The following is a 16486-nucleotide window of genomic DNA, read 5'->3' as shown; positions in this document are numbered from 1 at the left end:
TCATTGCCGCCGGGCTTCCGGCGATGGCGCTTCCGGTGGCGGCAGCGGGATCGATATGCCTTCCGAGTCGAATTCCTGCTTGGCGCGCTTGGTGAGATCGGCCTGGGTGGCGAAGAAATCCGCCGACGATGTCCAGTAGCGCAAGGCAATCGAAACGGTGCTTTCGCCCAGTGTCGCAACGAAAGTGATAGGGGCCGGCTCACGCTTCACCCGCCGCTCGGCGCCGGCAATGGCAAGCAAAGTCTTCTGAGCGCGGTCGATGTCGTTCCAGGAGCCGATGCTGAGCGTGATGTCGCTGCGGCGCACGCCGTTGCGCGAGTAGTTGCGTACCGGCTGGTTCCACAGCGTCGAATTGGGCGCCAGGATGTAGACGCCGTCGGCGGTCCTGAGCATGGTCGCGAACAGGCCGATCTCCTCGATCGAGCCGGCAATCGAACCGACCTCGACGGATTCGCCAATGCGGAACGGCCGCAGCGCCAGAAGCATGATGCCGGCGGCGATGTTCTGCAGCGTGCCTTGCAACGCCAGGCCGATGGCAAGGCCGATGGCACCGATCGCGGCAATGATCGACGCCGTCTGCACACCGAATTGGCCGAGAACCATGATGGTGACGAGGATCAGGATGGCGTAGCGGACGATCTTGGAGAAGAAATGCCGCAACGTTGCGTCGAAACCATGGATGTGGCCGAGACCGGCAAAGATCGAACGTTCGGCAAGGCCGGCGACGATGTACCCGACAACCAAAAGGATGACGGCACCGATGGCCGAGAAGGAGTAGGAAACGATCAGCGTGCTCAGCTGTGCGAGGCCGGCCTGGACGATGAGGAGGGCGTTTTGCGGGTCGATCGGCATGACAAAATTCCGGTTGGTCGGTGAGCCGATAACCCGTGCGGGCGGCGTGGGTTCCGATCTTTTCCGGCGTGCGGCGGAACCACAGGACTAACAATACGTTCGTGCGAGGCAGGGTTCCGTCTTGAAACTGTCAGGGAACTCTGCCTATCTAAGTGGTGTCACCTGCTTTTGAGGGTGATTTGGTTGTTCTTGCTGCGAAAGGAAATACACTGAGAACAGCACTGCGGAAGAAGGCCGATATCATGCCTTCGCCGGCCAGGATCAGCGTAGACGACGCCGTGTCCCGCGCCATCAAGACAGTCCTTGCCAGTCTGGAAGACTCCAAGGCCGAAAACATTGTCTCCATCGACATCCAGGGGAAATCGAGCCTCGGCGACTACATGGTCGTCGCGTCAGGCCGATCGCACCGTCATGTCGCGGCTGTCGCCGATCACCTTCTCAAAGCGATCAAGGATGCCGGTCTCGGCACTGCGCGCGTCGAGGGGCTGTCCGGCGCCGACTGGGTCCTGATCGATTCTGGCGACATCATCGTCCATGTCTTCCGTCCCGAAGTCCGCGAATTCTACAATCTCGAAAAGATGTGGCAGGCGCCGGATCTCGAGGAAGAGACACTCCACTAAGCCGTCGTTGTTTTGATGCATGTCGTTGCCCCAAAACCGGTTCCTACTTTGGTGACATGCATTAGCGGCTTATAGGGGCGAGGATGAAGATATCAGTTCACGCCGTGGGCCGGATGAAAGCCGGCCCCGAGAAGCTGCTCGCCGACCGTTATTTCGAGCGTTTCGCAAAGAGCGGCCCGGCGGTGGGGCTTGAATTTGCCGGCATTGCCGAGATCGCCGAGGGGCGCGGCCAGACCGCCAACGAACGGCGGCGCGAGGAGGGCCAGAAGCTGCAAACGCAGTTGCAGCCCGGCACCGCGCTGATCCTGCTCGACGAACGCGGCAAAAGCTTTTCCTCGGAAGACTTCGCCGGGCGCCTCGGCCTGTTGCGTGACGGTGGCCGCAAGGCGCTGGTCATCGCCATCGGCGGCGCCGACGGCCACGATCAATCGCTGCGCGATCAGGCCGAACTGGTGATGTCGTTCGGATTGCTGACCTGGCCGCACCAATTGGTGCGCGTGATGCTGGGTGAGCAGCTTTATCGGGTGGCCACTATCCTCTCGGGACACCCCTACCATCGCTCGTAAACCGGTAAATTGGTGCGACCTGCCCGGATTTCCGCCCCAATGCCGCGCAAGATTGGACCTTTGGTTTTATGCATGTCGTTTTCCCAAACCCGGGACCACCTTTGGGCGACATGCATTCGGGAACGGCCGTTCAAACATGGTTGATGGTTCGTTAACGAAGCCGCAGATAGAGTCGACGCCGGATGTCTGAAGGCTGGAAATCGAGAACGGGCTCATGGCGCGCGCGCTGCGGCATCGCGGCGGCGGCGCTTGTGCTGTCGCTGCATGCGGGGCGGGCCGAAAACACGCTCGATATGGCTCCCGATCCGGACCAGAGCCGGGCCGAATACGAACGGGTCTCGAAGGAGATCACGCTGTCGTCCGAACGGTTGGCCAAGCTCTCCGCCGACATCGCGACGATCAAGAAGGATCACGCCTCGATCACAGCCGCATTGATCCAGTCGGCGATGACCGAGCAGAAGCTCGGCCAGGACATCGAGGACATCGGCGCCAAGCTGGAAGGGCTGAAGGGCCAGGAACAGAAAATCCGCGCCTCGCTGGTGGCGCGGCGTGACGTGCTGGCCGAAGTGCTGGGCGCGCTGCAGCGCATGGGGCTGAACCCGCCGCCGGCGATCCTGGTCAAGCCGGAGGACGCGCTGTCGTCGGTGCGCAGTGCCATCCTGCTCGGCGCGGTGGTGCCGGAACTGCGTCAGCAGACCGATATCTTGCTCGCCGATCTCAAGGAGCAGTCGCGGGTCACGGCCTCGATCGAGGCCGAACGGGCTCGGCTGACGGCTGCGGTTGGGGACCAGACGGCGGAAAAGAAGCGGCTCGGCATGCTGCTGGAAGCCAAGCAGAAGCTCGAAGCCGACACACAAACGCAAATGGCCGCTGAAAAGCAGCGCTCCGAGGCGCTGGCCGCCAAGGCCGGCAGCCTGAAGGAGTTGATCGCCTCGCTCGAAGCGCAGGCCGACAAGACCCGCAAGGCTGCCGATGCGGCCAGGGCCGCCGAGCAGAAGACGGCGGATGGCGACAAGACATCAGCGCCGGCGGAACTGGCGTCGTTGCCCGTGCCGGAAGGCAACCAACTTGCCGCCGCGGCGCCCTTTTCGGCGCTGCAGGGACAGATCGCGCTGCCGGTGACCGGGCGCATCAAGCGGCGATTCGGCGCCGATGACGGTAACGGCGCGGTGATGCTTGGCGACATGGTTGCGACACAATCGGGAGCCATCGTTACCGCGCCGGCGGATGGGAATGTGCTTTATGCGGGGCCGTTTCGCTCTTATGGTCAACTCTTGATCCTTAACGCAGGCGACGGCTATCATGTCGTTTTAGCGGGGATGAGCAGAATCAGCGTCGCGACCGGCCAATCAGTGCTCGCAGGAGAGCCGATCGGCGCGATGGGTGAGGCCCGGGTGGCGAGCACCTCGGTTTCGAAGAATGGAAATGCCACGCCGGAGCTCTATGTCGAGTTCCGCAAGGATGGAAAACCCGTCGATCCGGCCCCATGGTGGGCGGACCGTTTTTCTGGAAGGACGTGAATAATGCGGAAACTGTCGCTTCTGTTTGCCGGTGCGCTGATGGGCGCGTCCGCCATGAGCCTTGTTTATGGCACACCCGGCTCGGCAGCGAACGCTGCAGGGTCGGAGACCTACAAGCAACTGGCGATCTTCGGCGATATCTTCGAGCGGGTGCGGGCACAGTATGTGACACCGCCCGACGACAAGTCGCTGGTCGAGAACGCCATCAACGGCATGCTTGCCTCGCTTGACCCGCACTCCTCCTACATGAACGCCGAGCAGGCGCAGGATATGCGCGTCCAGACCAAGGGCGAGTTCGGCGGCCTCGGCATCGAGGTCACCATGGAGAACGATCTGGTCAAGGTGATCACGCCGATCGACGACACGCCGGCCGCCAAGGCAGGTGTGCTGGCCGGCGACTATATCGCCAAGATCGACGGCGAAGAGGTTCGCGGTCTGACCCTCAACGACGCGGTCGACAAGATGCGCGGCCTGGTCAACACGCCGATCAAGCTCACCATCCTGCGCCAGGGCGCCGACAAGCCGATCGAACTGACGGTCGTGCGCGATATCATCAAGGTCAAGGCAGTCAAGTTCCGGGTCGAGAACGACATCGGCTACATGAAGATCACCTCCTTCACCGAAAAGACCTATGACGACCTCGAGAACGCCATCGACACCATCAAGAAGCAGATTCCAGACGACAAGCTCAAGGGCTACGTTCTGGATCTGCGCCTCAATCCGGGTGGTCTGCTCGACCAGGCGGTGAGCGTGTCCGATGCCTTCCTCAACCGCGGCGAGATCGTCTCGACGCGCGGCCGTGATCCCAAGGACGTCACTCGCTTCGACGCCAAGCCCAAGCAGGTTGACGACATCAACGGCAAGCCGATGATCGTTCTGGTCAATGGCGGTTCTGCCAGTGCGTCGGAAATCGTCGCCGGCGCGCTGCAGGATCTGCGCCGTGTCACGGTGGTCGGCACGCAGTCCTTCGGCAAGGGTTCGGTGCAGACCATCATTCCGCTCGGCGAGAATGGCGCGCTGCGGCTGACGACGGCGCTCTATTACACGCCGTCCGGCAAGTCGATCCAGGGCAAGGGCATCACGCCCGACATCAAGGTCGACCAGCCGCTGCCGCCGGAACTGCAGGGCAGGGACCTGACGCGCGGTGAATCCGATCTCAAGGGCCATATCAAGGGCGCCGACGAGAGCACGACCGGTTCGGGGTCGGCGGCCTATGTGCCGCCGGATCCGAAGGACGACCTGCAGCTCATCTATGCCGAGCAGCTGCTGCGCGGCCAGAAGACCGATCCGTCCTTCCCGCCCAATCCGCAAAAGGCCGTTCTCAACCAGTAAGGGCCTAGAGCGGCGCATGCGCCGCTCTATCTTTTTGTTTAAGCATCGGGTTTTCCCAAAACCGGATTCCACTTTTGGGCCCGATGCTCCGGTGACCGACAACAGGTCTGGCCGCCTGATGGAAGCAATGCGATGCTGCCGGGACCGAAAGGTTCCGGCAGTTTGATTCGGGGGCAAGGCGAAGCCCTCAAACACGGCGCCAGGGGTGCGCCAGGATTGAAGAATTCGCGCATGTCTTTTCGAAGCGGTTTCGTCTTCGAAGCCATGCGCCCGGGGATTAGGCTTGGCTGATATCGGCAAGGACATTGAACGCCCGCTCGGACAGGCTGTCCGGTCGCCGCGCGCCGCCGGCAAGGTCAGCGGCGGTGCGATCATGGCGACCGCGGTCGTGCTGGTGGTGGTTGGCGTCTCCGGCGCGATCGCTCTGAGAGAGAAACCGTTTCGAAAGCCGCAAGAGGTTGCCGTTTCAACACCGAAAGTGACAGCGGCGGCCGAGCCTGCCGCCGTGCCGTCCGCTTTGGCCCCGGTGGCGGCACCGAAGCCGGAGGCTCCGGCCAAGGAGACGTCGACAAAGACAGGTGGGCCGCAGATCATCCATGTGCAGACGGAGGAGGGCGATGGCCCGCCCAGGGCAGCGATCGTCATTCGCGATCCGTCGACCATCGGCCAGAACCTGAAGATCGCGCATATTCCAGACAAGGCGCTGATCGAAGCCAGTGAAACCGGGCCTTTGCCCGTGCGTGCCGCCGATGGCCGACGGCCGTTCGACGTTTATGCGCGGCCCTGGTCGGGCGGTCGCGGCGCGCGCGTAGCGATCGTCATCGGCGGGCTTTCGGTTTCGCAGACAGGCACCCAGGCGGCCATCGCCAAGCTGCCGGCGGAAGTGACGCTGGCCTTCGCGCCACAAGGCAACAGCATCGGCCGCTGGATGCAGGCAGCCAGGCAAAGCGGACACGAGATCGTCATGCAGGTGCCGCTCGAGCCGTTCGACTACCCGAAGGTCAACCCTGGCCGCAACACGCTGACGGTGGCGGCGAGCGCGGACGAGAATTTGAAGAACCTGCACTGGGCGCTGTCGCGGACGACGAACTACACCGGCGTCATGAACTATATGGGCGCCCGCTTTTCCGCCGACGCGGCGGCGATGGAGCCGTTCATGGCCGAGCTCGGCAAACGCGGCCTCGCCTATATCGACGACGGCTCGTCGGCGCGCAGCCTGGCGCCGGACCTGGCGCTGAAGGACGGCGTGCCCTTCGTCGCCGGCGACACGGCGATCGATGCGGTACAGGATCGCGGCGAAATCCTGAAGAAACTGGACAGTCTCGAAGCGACCGCGCGGGCCAAAGGCACTGCCGTCGGCATTGGCTCGGCCTTCGACCTGACGGTCGACACCGTGTCGTCCTGGGTGGCCGAGGCCAAGAAGCGCGGCATCGAGATCGTGCCGATCTCAGCGGTGGCCATCGATCCGCAAAAAGGCTAGCCATCGGAAAACAGATTGGAAGATTGACCGATGGCAAAGACAAAGAAAGTCGACCGCGAAACGCTGCCTTATCGGCCCTGTGTCGGGCTGATGATCCTCAATGCCGAAGGCCTGGTCTGGGTCGGGCATCGCATTGCCGAGCCGGACAGCGAATTTGCCGGCACGACGCAGCTTTGGCAGATGCCGCAGGGCGGCATCGACAAGGGCGAGGAGCCGTTGCAGGCGGCCGAGCGCGAGCTCTATGAGGAGACCGGCATGCGTGGCGTCTCGCTGCTGGCCGAAGCGCCCAACTGGATCAACTATGATTTGCCGGACCATCTCGTCGGCATTGCCTTCAAGGGCCGGTATCGCGGCCAGACGCAGAAATGGTTCGCCTTTCGCTTCCACGGCGACGTCAGCGAGATCCAGATCAACCCGCCGCCCGGCGGTCACACCGCCGAGTTCGACAAATGGGCATGGCGGCCGATGCAGGATCTGCCCGACCTAGTCGTGCCGTTCAAGCGCCATGTCTATGAGGACGTGGTGGCGGCATTCCGGCATCTGGTGCAATAGCTGCGACACAACAACCGCGGTTGCCGCGCCGACCCGGCGGTCCTATTGATGTGTCTATACACTATGCGAAGGGTCGCCATGAACGACGCCCCCACAAGGTCGCTGCCCGAAGAGGTCACCGCTACAAGCGAAGTGGCGGCTGGGGCTGTCCTCACCATCGATCTCGGTGCGATCCGTGAAAACTATCGGCGGCTGAAAGCGCGGTTGGGCGATGTTCGCTGCGCTGGCGTGCTCAAGGCGGACGGCTACGGCGTTGGCGCCAGCCAGGTCGCGGCGGCGCTGCTGCGCGAAGGGTGCGATACCTTCTTTGTCGCGCTTCTGGGCGAAGGCGTCGCCTTGCGCCGCTCGATCGGGCCCGGCCCCGCCATTTTCGTGTTGAACGGCATTCCGCCTGGTGCCGAGCCGGACGCCGTGGCCGCAGACCTTTGCGCCGTCATCAACAGCGTGGGGCAACTGGCGGCTTGGCGTGTGGCGGCTAGCCGCGCCGGCCGAAAACTGCCGGCCGCGATCCAGGTCGACAGCGGCATGTCGCGGCTCGGCATGGCGCCCCGGGATGTGGAACGCGTTGCCGCCGATCCGCATGCCTTCGACGGCATCGACATCCGCTTGGTGATGAGCCATCTTGCCTGCGCCGACGAGCCGGAGCATCCGGCCAATGAGCGGCAGCGACTGGCATTCGAGCGGCTGCGCAAGATGTTGCCGGAGGCGCCGGCCTCGCTCACCAATTCGTCCGGCATCTTTCTTGGGGCACGCTTTCACTACGATCTCGCACGCCCCGGTGCCGCGCTCTACGGCATCAATCCGACGCCGGCCAGGCCGAACCCGATGCTGCCGGTGGTACGGCTGGAGGCCAAGATCGTCCAGACGCGCATGCTGGAGGCTGGCGTTGGTGTCGGCTACGGCCACATTTTCCACACGACGGCTCCGCTCGCTGCCGCGACGATCTCGCTGGGCTATGCCGATGGCTGGCACCGACGCGCGGCGTCCGCAGCCTGGTTCGAGGGCGCGCGCCTGCCCTTCCTCGGACGGGTGTCGATGGATTCGATCATTCTCGACATCTCCGCCTTGCCGCCCGGCAAGCTCCGCGAGGGTGATCTCGTCGAACTGCTCGGTCCCTCACAAAGCGTCGAAGACGCTGCCGGCCATGCCGGCACCATCGGCTACGAGATCCTGACCAGCCTCGGCCCGCGCTTTCATCGGCGCTATGTCGGCGGTTGAGCGGTTTGGCCGCGCTTGACAAGCGGACGCCTGTCGGCAAGGCTCCGGGCATGAGCAACCTCGCTTATATCAGAACCTTGTTCAGGGTCTGCCCGATCGCGGGATCGTAGCCCCGGCGCGGTCGCCTTTTGGCGCCTGTCCGAACCGGGGCATTTCTACCTGACATCATCATTCTCAAGCCACACAGCCCTCGCGGCTGCCGGCTTTCATCGCCGCCGTCCAGCACGGCGGCAGGCGCGCATCTGTTCGATGCGCCAATTCACGAGGTTTGCCATGCAACATGCAACTGGATTGCGTCCACCGAGCCGGCTTCTGGTCAGCGATGCCGACCACAACAGGCTGACGGGCCTGGCGCGGGCGTCGCTCGACCGCGTGCCCGAGACGGCCGAAGAGCTGCTTTCGGAGATGGACCGGGCCATCACGGCGGCAGCTTCCATGCCGGCCAACGTGGTGCGGATGGGCTCGACGGTGACAATCCGCGGCGATGGCGGGGAGCGCATCACGCTGGTTTATCCCGGCGATGCCGACATCACTGAAAACAGGATCTCGGTGCTGACGCCGATGGGGACGGCGCTCATCGGCGCCACCATCGGGCAGACAGTGCGCTGGAGCAGTCGTGGCGGCCGGGAAATGTCGTTGATTGTCGAAGCCGTCGACACGCCCGCGTCCGGCCAGCAGCGGTCCTGATCATGGAGGCGGTGATGACAGGCACGAATTGTCGGCTGACGACGAAGGACTTCGCCGTCCTCGAGATCATGCTGGAGCGTCGGCGGGCTTTCGCGGATCCGATCGTTCCTATGCTTGCAGACAAGCTCTCCAACGCCGATGTCGTTTCGATCGATTCGGTCGAAGCCGATATCGTGACGCTGAACAGCAGGGTGGTGTTTCGTATCGATGCCTGTCCTGCCGAGACCCGAACCCTGGTGCAAAACGAGGTGCGCGGGCCGGTCGGCTCCAGCCTGCCGATCACGACCAGGCGGGGGCTCTGCATGCTTGGCATGGCAGAGGGCCAGACGGCATCGATCGAACAGGCCGACGGCAGGCGGGAGTCGATCCTGATCGCGGCCGTGCTTTACCAGCCGGAGGCCGCGCGGCGGGCCGTCAGGGAGAAATCCCAAGCCGAGGGGCGACGACCGCATGGGCTCACCCTCGTCTACAGCGCCGCAGCCGATTGGCGGCCTCTTGGCGAGAGGGCCGGAATGCGGCAGACAGAGGGGGATGACGACCCCGGTCCCACGGCGGCGTGAACGGGCAACAGTGCATGGCCTTGAAAATCGGCATCGATTTTCGCCGGGATCATGCGCAAATCGGAAATGCGGCCGCGTCCACGGCGTCCTCAAGGACGCGCGGCGCGGCAAGGAGTGAACGATGAAGATCATGGTGCTGGGCGGTGGCGTCATCGGGGTGACCACGGCGTACTTTCTTGCCGAGGCCGGCCACGAGGTGACGGTTCTCGACCGCCAGAAAGGCCCGGCGCTGGAAACCAGCTTCGCCAATGCCGGCGAGATATCGCCCGGCTACGCCTCGCCCTGGGCCGGACCCGGCATTCCGCTGAAGGCGATCAAATGGCTGCTGATGAAGCATGGCCCGCTTGTGGTGCGTCCGGCCTTCGACCCGCATATGTGGACATGGCTCATCAAGATGCTGCGCAACTGCACGGCCGAGCGCTATGCGATCAACAAGGCGCGCATGGTGCCGCTGGCCGAATACAGCCGCGACACGCTGAAAGCGCTGCGCGAAGCGACCGGCATCGCCTATGACGAGCGTACCCAGGGTACGCTGCAGTTGTTTCGCACGCAAAAGCAGCTCGACGGCACCGGCGGCGATGTCGAGGTGCTGAAGAAGTATGGCGTCCCCTACGAGATCCTCGATCAGGACGGTTGCATCGCGGCGGAGCCGGGCCTGGCCGGGGTGCGCGAAAAGTTCGTCGGCGGCCTCAGGCTGCCGCACGACGAGACCGGTGACTGCAAGATGTTCACCGACAGGCTGGCCGAACTCTGTGTGGCGCGCGGCGTCAAGTTCGAATACGACGTGACGATCTGGCGTATCATCCGCAGCCGTAACCGCATTGCCAATCTCAGCACCAGCAAGGGCTGGAAAGCCGCCGACGCCTATGTGATGGCGCTGGGCAGTTATTCGGCAGGGTTCATGCGCCGGGTGAAGCGGCCGATCCCGGTCTATCCGGTCAAGGGCTATTCGATCACCGTGCCGATCAAGGATGCCGCCGCGGCACCCGTGTCGACGGTGATGGACGAGACCTACAAGGTGGCGATCACGCGGCTTGGGAACCGCATCCGGGTTGGCGGCACCGCCGAGATTTCCGGTTTCGACCTCAGGCTGCACGAATCGCGGCGGCGCACGCTGGAACACTCGGTCGGCGATCTCTTTCCGGGCGCCGGCGCGATGCGGGACGCGACCTTCTGGTGCGGGCTGCGGCCGATGACACCGGATGGTCCGCCGCTGATCGGCCGCACCGAGCTTTCCAATCTCTATCTCAACACCGGCCACGGCACGCTCGGCTGGACCATGGCCTGCGGCTCGGGCAAGGTTCTGGCCGACATCATCTCCAGCCGGGTGCCTGATATCGATGTCCGCGACCTCGCGCAGGAGCGCTATTTTCGGTAGGGCATGTGTTGGTCAGAATGCTTGTCTGACCCAGTCCTCGTCGAACAGCAGCCGATAGGCCCACGGGATCGTCACATTGGTGGCGACCGGGTTCGAGTGAGCGACATAGTCGTCATAGATCGGCTTCATCCTGGTGTAGAAGGCCGGATCGAGCACCATCATGCCGTTCTCCGAGTCGTGGAAGAAGCTGCGGTTGTTGAGGTTGACCGACGAAATGGCGACCAGCCTTTCGTCGATCATCATGATCTTGGAATGCAGCACGACATCCGGCGCCTTGAACTCGCGGATGTTGATGCGGTCGCCATATTTCTCGACGAACAGCCTGTTGAGCGCGGTGAGGAACTTGCCGCCGATATCGCCCTTGAGATCGATGCGGCCGACAATGTCGATCCTGACGCCGCGGGCGAGCGCCCGGTCCGCAGCCTGAGCAAGTTTGGGCGTCAGGTTGAGGTAGGGATTGACGATCTGGATATGGTGCTGGGCGGCGTCGACCAGCTCGACGAAATAATCCTCCAGCGCATGGCCATCCTCGTAGGGCACCGAAATGAAGTGCCGCGCCGTGCCTGACGGGCGGGCGCCGTTGGACCGGACCGGAATGGAGAAGGGACGCGCCAGATTGGTGTCGGCGTCGCGCAGCCACACTGTCGAAAGATGCGCGGCGAGTGTCTCGACCGTGGCCGGATCGGCGAACTCGATGTCGAAATCGCTCCAGTTCGAATAGTAGTTCAGCGAGAACCCGTCGGTCTTGCCGTATTGCTCAAGATCGGGATAGCGCGACAGATCGATCGGCTGGTGGAACAGGAAGCCGTCATGGATGTTGCGGCCACCGATGATGGCGCGCGACCGCCGTGGATCGTCGGCAAGCGTCGCCAGCATCTTGACATGATGGACCTTGTGCAATTGCGAGATCTGCTCGTCGATCGGCGCGCCCCGGTCCGCCCGCCATCGATATTCCTGCAGCTCGACATTGGGGAATTCGGCGGCCAGCCGGTGCAGCATGGCGTCGTCCTTGTCGCGCTCCAGCACGTCGGTGACCATGATGCGCACCTTGGTGCCAAGCGCTGCATGATGGCGGATCAGCCGTTCGATGATGCGGCCGGAGAAGTCGGCCTTGAACTCCAGCGACGACAGATAGATCAGTTTGAGTTTTGGGGCATTGGAGAAGTCAAGCGGCAGCTCCGGGTCGCCCTTGTCGATGGCGCTGTCGGACAGCGGCGCTCCCATCAGCGCCTCGACCTTGGCGTTGAAGCCGTCGCGCGACTTACGCAGCAGGCGCGGCTTTCCGATCGACAACGCACAGGTCTGCGACAGCCAGCGGCTGGCGTAGAAGGCGCGGCTGAGCGGATCGAGGCCGGTGGGGTCGGGCGTTGGACAACGCTCGTAACGACTGTCGAAGGCAGCAAGCGCCGGGTCGGCGGTCTCTTCGCGCCGGATGGTGAGCGGTGCGCCGGCCGGGACAAGGCTGGAGCGGATTCTTGCCGTGCAGCGGTTCAGGCCGTCACTCGGGAACAGGCTGACCGTGCCGTCCTCGCCGGACAGGCGAAAGCGGAATGCCGTGCCCGTGGCAATGGTGCGTGAACCGCCGCCGGCACGGATCGCCAGCGTGCCGTCGCAGGTGCCCTCGATGTCGGCCGGTTGCTTTCCGGCCTGGCGCAGCACGATCTCGACGCTGCGCGCCTGCAGGCCGGAGAAATCGAAGATCCTGGGCGCCGAAGGCCGCGCTGCTGCATCGATGTAGAGTGTCTGCCGCGACACCCGCCAGCGTCCGTCGAAGTGGCCCTCGCCGCTGCTGGCGCCGGCCGGCGGCAGATGCGTTTCGGCAACCGGCCCGGCCAGTTGCTGCAATGTCCGGTAGCTCGCCTGGAAATCGCTGTTGCGGATGTCGTGGCGATCATGACCGAAAGGGCCGGTGCCGTTGGCGCGGTCCATCGCGCCGAGCTGGTGGTGGGCGAGCAGCGCCAGGAACCGCTTTTCGTAGTCGCTTGTGCCGGCGTCGCCGAAAAACTGCGCGGCGGCGACTTGCGGCCCGGGCGTCATGGCTGACAGCGAGGGTCGCGTACAGGCCGTCTGGCCTTGCAGGAGATCGCAGGCATTGCGGCCAGCGCCGGCACAACCGGCAAGGGCGGCCAGTCCGAACAGAGTGGCGATGACGAATGCGGGGTCTCTCACCCGGCCGCTCCGGCCTTCAGGGCGCTCAGTTGCGCCGGGTCGCGCGGCGGCATGAAGCCCTGCGGGAAGACCTTGCAGACGGGAAGGGCGAAGGTGGCGATCAGTAGTTCGGCCTCGCCGCGCATTTTGCGCGGCGCTGTTTTGTCGTTGCGGATCGCCTTTGCCGAGGCGACGAGGGCGCTGTCGCAGTCGCAATGGTTGTGGCGGGCGATGTAGCAGGCGTCATGCGTCCGGCAGGCAGCATCGAGGCGGTTGACCGGCCGGGCCGACAGATCGCCGGTGCGGGTGCCAGGGCCGCAATAATTGCCGAAGACGAAAGGCGAAGGCCGCGCCATGGCATTGCGGATCGGTTTGGGCAGTTCGGCCTCCGGAACCTTCGTCCACGGATTGGCGCAAGCGGAAACGAAAAGCAGCGGCAGGATGGCAAGAACGGCTCGCATGTCTATCCGCGCCAGCTTTCTGAAAGATGTCCCTACGCGGCGACCGCGCGCCTGATGCCACACTCGCCGGTTTTGTGGCAAGGAAAAGGCGGCACGGCTAAAGCGCAGCGCGTTTGAACGGATTCATGCGATGCGCTTTAGCGTCTTTGTGCATGTCGTTCTCCCAAAACCGAGATCACTTTTGGGCGACATGCATCAGACAAACAGGTTTCGCTCCCGCTCCACCGCCTTGGTGATGAAGCTGGCGACGATCTGGACGCGGCGCAGGGGTCTCACCGATTCATGATAGACCAGCCAGTAGGCACGGCGGATGGGCGCGACAACATCGACGGACACAAGTTCCGGCATCGAGCGGGCGACGAAGGTGTGCAGGATGCCGATGCCGGCGCCCGACCGCACCGCTTCGGCCTGGCCGAGCGCCGAGGAGATGGCGAAGCTGGTGCGCCAGTCGGCGCTGAACTCCGCCGCGTAGTCGAGCGAGGGACTGACGATGAGGTCCGGCACATAGCCGATCAATGTGTGCTGGCCAAGCTCGGCGGCGGTTTGCGGCAAACCATGCACGTCAGCATAAGCGCGCGAGGCAAACAGGCCGAGCGAGTAGTCGACCAGCTTACCCGCCACCAGCCGGCCCTCCGTCGGCCGCTCGACGGTGATGGCGATGTCCGCCTCGCGCCGCGACAGCGAAAAGGAGCGCGGCACCGGCACCAGCTGGATCGTCAGTTCGCGGTGTAGCGCGGTCAGCGCGCCGAGGCGCTTGGCCAGGAAGGCGACACCAAAACCGTCCGGCGCGCCGATGCGTACCGTGCCGGAGACATCGTCGCCTTCGCCGGCAACGGTCGAACGTGCGGCGATCATGTCGCCTTCCATGCGCTCGGCAATGTCGAGAAAGCGCTCGCCGGCAGGCGTCAGCTCGCTGCCGGTGGTCAACCGGCGAAACAGCTTTGTCCGCAGCGCATCCTCGAGTGCGGCGATGCGGCGCGAGACAGTGGCGTGGTTGAGCTCCAGCCGTTTGGCCGCGCCAAGGATCTGGCCGGCGCGCGCCACGGCAAGGAAGATGCGGACGTCATCCCAGTTCATGGGGATGGTCCGGATGATAGTCATCGACGTTGCGTTCCGTGGCGCCCCCCTCTGTCCTGCCGGACATCTCCCCCTCAAGGGGGGAGATTGGCAGCTTCGCAGGCAGCTCTTCGCTAACGGCCTCGATGATTGGCGAAGCCGAAGATGACGGCGGAATCTCCCCCCTAGAGGGGGAGATGTCCGGCAGGACAGAGGGGGGCGCGAAGGAACTCAATCTCACAATCCGAATAGCGGAAATCGCATACCACCATTTGCGGGAATTGATGCTCGCCCGTCAATCGTTATCTACTTTCCGCACAACGGTTGCGTTCTCCGTCGCGTTGCCATCCGCCGGCCAAAGGCGGACAATGCGGCATCACAAACAAAGGGAGAGAAATCATGATCGACTACGGTCATTTCATCGGCGGCAAGCATGTCGCCGGGACCAGCGGCCGCAAGCAGGATGTCATGCAGCCGATGGACGGCTCCGTGCGCGGCACGGTGGCGCTGGCTTCGCAGGCGGAATTGCGCGCGGCTGTCGAGAATGCCAAGGCAGCACAGCCGAAGTGGGCGGCAACCAACCCGCAGCGCCGCGTGCGCGTGCTGATGAAATTCCTCGACCTGGTCGCCCGCGACTATGACGAACTGGCCGATATCCTGGCGCGTGAGCATGGCAAGACGATTGCCGACGCCAAGGGCGACATCCAGCGCGGCCTCGAAGTGGTCGAGGTCTGCATCGGCGCGCCGCACATGATGAAGGGTGAGTTCACCGACGGCGCCGGCCCCGGCATCGACGTCTATTCGATGCGCCAGCCGCTCGGCGTCGTCGCCGGCATCACGCCGTTCAACTTCCCGGCGATGATCCCGCTGTGGAAGATCGCGCCGGCCATCGCCTGCGGCAACGCCTTCATCCTGAAGCCGTCGGAGCGCGACCCGGGCGTGCCGATGCGCATTGCCGAACTGTTCCTCGAGGCCGGCCTGCCGGCGGGCATCCTCAATGTCGTCAACGGCGACAAGGACGTCGTCGACGCCATCCTCGACGATCCCGACATCAAGGCCATCGGCTTTGTCGGCTCGACGCCGATCGCCCACTACATCTATTCGCGCGGCACGGCCGCTGGCAAGCGCGTGCAGTGCTTCGGCGGCGCCAAGAACCACATGATCATCATGCCCGACGCCGACATGGACCAGACCGTCGACGCGCTGATCGGCGCCGGCTACGGCTCGGCCGGCGAGCGCTGCATGGCGATCTCGGTCGCCGTCCCGGTCGGCAACGACACCGCCAACCGGCTGATGGAAAAGCTGATCCCGCGCGTCGAAAGCCTGAAGGTCGGTCCTTCGACCGACTCTTCCGCCGATTTCGGCCCGCTGGTGACGGCGCAGGCACTGGAGCGGGTCAAGGGCTATGTCGACACCGGGGTCAAGGAAGGCGCCAAGCTGGTCGTCGACGGCCGCGGCTTCTCCATGCAGGGCTACGAGGATGGCTACTATATGGGCGGCTGCCTGTTCGACAACGTCACCGCGGACATGCGCATCTACAAGGAAGAGATCTTTGGGCCGGTGCTCTCGGTGGTGCGCGCGCCGACCTATGAGAGCGCGATCAAGCTCGCCAACGACCACGAGATGGGCAATGGCGTCGCCATCTTCACCCGTGACGGCGATGCCGCACGAGACTTCGCCTCGCGGGTCCAGGTCGGCATGGTCGGCATCAACGTGCCGATCCCGGTGCCGATCGCCTACTACACGTTCGGCGGCTGGAAGGCGTCATCCTTCGGCGACCTCAACCAGCACGGCCCGGACGCGTTCCGCTTCTACACCAAGACCAAGACGGTGACCTCGCGCTGGCCGTCCGGCATCAAGGACGGTGCGGAGTTCGTCATCCCGACGATGAACTAGCCGGACGATTTCTCGGCTGCGCGTCCTCGCCTTTGGCTGCGGGCACGCGGCGGGCCAATAACCGGAACAGGAACGGGCGCTCAGTGGCGCTCGTTTTTGCATTGGGCGCCACTGATGATGTCGAGGTCGGTGGAGGCTGAACGGGTGCTTGTTTTCAGAT

Annotated in this window: 15 protein-coding genes; 11 read left to right on the top strand and 4 right to left on the bottom strand. The window is 64.1% G+C overall.

The annotated features are described in order from the left end of the window. Positions 1–852: a mechanosensitive ion channel family protein gene (locus ACFOJ9_RS31095; RefSeq protein ID WP_378984785.1), complete on the bottom strand. Its 852-nt coding sequence runs from the start codon at positions 850–852 to the stop codon at positions 1–3. Between the two features lie 242 nt (positions 853–1094). Here ACFOJ9_RS31095 and rsfS point away from each other — a divergent pair, with 242 nt between their 5' ends. From rsfS to ACFOJ9_RS31045, 10 genes are all read left to right on the top strand, one after another. After that, entirely contained in the window at positions 1095–1472 is a 378-nt protein-coding gene (rsfS, locus tag ACFOJ9_RS31090; RefSeq protein ID WP_013529073.1) for a ribosome silencing factor, read from the top strand. A gap of 83 nt (positions 1473–1555) precedes the next feature. Next, entirely contained in the window at positions 1556–2038 is a 483-nt protein-coding gene (gene rlmH, locus ACFOJ9_RS31085) for a 23S rRNA (pseudouridine(1915)-N(3))-methyltransferase RlmH (RefSeq protein ID WP_378984782.1), read from the top strand. Between the two features lie 182 nt (positions 2039–2220). Next, positions 2221–3558, top strand: coding sequence for a murein hydrolase activator EnvC family protein (locus ACFOJ9_RS31080; protein WP_378984780.1), 1338 nt, complete (start codon positions 2221–2223; stop codon positions 3556–3558). Next, the gene (locus tag ACFOJ9_RS31075; protein WP_378988162.1) at positions 3559–4890 is read left to right on the top strand and encodes a S41 family peptidase; all 1332 of its coding nucleotides are present in this window, start codon (positions 3559–3561) and stop codon (positions 4888–4890) included. A gap of 283 nt (positions 4891–5173) precedes the next feature. Then, positions 5174–6370, top strand: a complete 1197-nt coding sequence (locus tag ACFOJ9_RS31070) for a divergent polysaccharide deacetylase family protein (RefSeq protein WP_378984778.1) — start codon at positions 5174–5176, stop codon at positions 6368–6370. Positions 6371–6400: 30 nt separating this feature from the next. Further along, a complete protein-coding gene (locus ACFOJ9_RS31065) occupies positions 6401–6922 on the top strand; it encodes an RNA pyrophosphohydrolase (RefSeq protein ID WP_378984776.1) in 522 nt (173 codons plus the stop codon). 78 nt (positions 6923–7000) lie between these two features. Further along, positions 7001–8140, top strand: coding sequence for an alanine racemase (gene alr / locus ACFOJ9_RS31060; RefSeq protein WP_378984774.1), 1140 nt, complete (start codon positions 7001–7003; stop codon positions 8138–8140). A gap of 273 nt (positions 8141–8413) precedes the next feature. Further along, positions 8414–8827 (top strand): nucleoside diphosphate kinase regulator, encoded by a 414-nt coding sequence (gene rnk / locus ACFOJ9_RS31055; protein ID WP_378984772.1) that lies wholly within the window; start codon positions 8414–8416, stop codon positions 8825–8827. 2 nt (positions 8828–8829) lie between these two features. After that, positions 8830–9387 (top strand): nucleoside-diphosphate kinase, encoded by a 558-nt coding sequence (locus ACFOJ9_RS31050; protein WP_378984770.1) that lies wholly within the window; start codon positions 8830–8832, stop codon positions 9385–9387. A 121-nt stretch (positions 9388–9508) separates the two neighbouring features. After that, entirely contained in the window at positions 9509–10765 is a 1257-nt protein-coding gene (locus tag ACFOJ9_RS31045) for a D-amino acid dehydrogenase (RefSeq protein WP_378984768.1), read from the top strand. Positions 10766–10777: 12 nt separating this feature from the next. Here the strand turns inward: ACFOJ9_RS31045 and ACFOJ9_RS31040 are convergent, their stop codons facing one another. From ACFOJ9_RS31040 to ACFOJ9_RS31030, 3 genes are all read right to left on the bottom strand, one after another. After that, on the bottom strand, positions 10778–12802 hold the full coding sequence (locus ACFOJ9_RS31040; RefSeq protein WP_378988159.1) for a phospholipase D-like domain-containing protein: 2025 nt from the start codon (positions 12800–12802) through the stop codon (positions 10778–10780). A gap of 128 nt (positions 12803–12930) precedes the next feature. Beyond that, on the bottom strand, positions 12931–13374 hold the full coding sequence (locus ACFOJ9_RS31035; RefSeq protein WP_378984766.1) for a hypothetical protein: 444 nt from the start codon (positions 13372–13374) through the stop codon (positions 12931–12933). A 195-nt stretch (positions 13375–13569) separates the two neighbouring features. Beyond that, positions 13570–14451, bottom strand: a complete 882-nt coding sequence (locus ACFOJ9_RS31030) for a LysR family transcriptional regulator (RefSeq protein ID WP_378988157.1) — start codon at positions 14449–14451, stop codon at positions 13570–13572. A gap of 378 nt (positions 14452–14829) precedes the next feature. Between ACFOJ9_RS31030 and ACFOJ9_RS31025 the strand changes: the two genes are divergently transcribed. Next, positions 14830–16326 (top strand): CoA-acylating methylmalonate-semialdehyde dehydrogenase, encoded by a 1497-nt coding sequence (locus ACFOJ9_RS31025; protein ID WP_378984764.1) that lies wholly within the window; start codon positions 14830–14832, stop codon positions 16324–16326. The last annotated feature ends 160 nt before the right edge of the window (positions 16327–16486 follow it).

The organism is Mesorhizobium cantuariense, assembly GCF_042647205.1.
Lineage (GTDB): Bacteria > Pseudomonadota > Alphaproteobacteria > Rhizobiales > Rhizobiaceae > Mesorhizobium > Mesorhizobium cantuariense.
The sequence above is the reverse complement of the archived record's forward strand: the minus strand, read 5'-3'. Positions and strand labels throughout refer to the sequence as shown.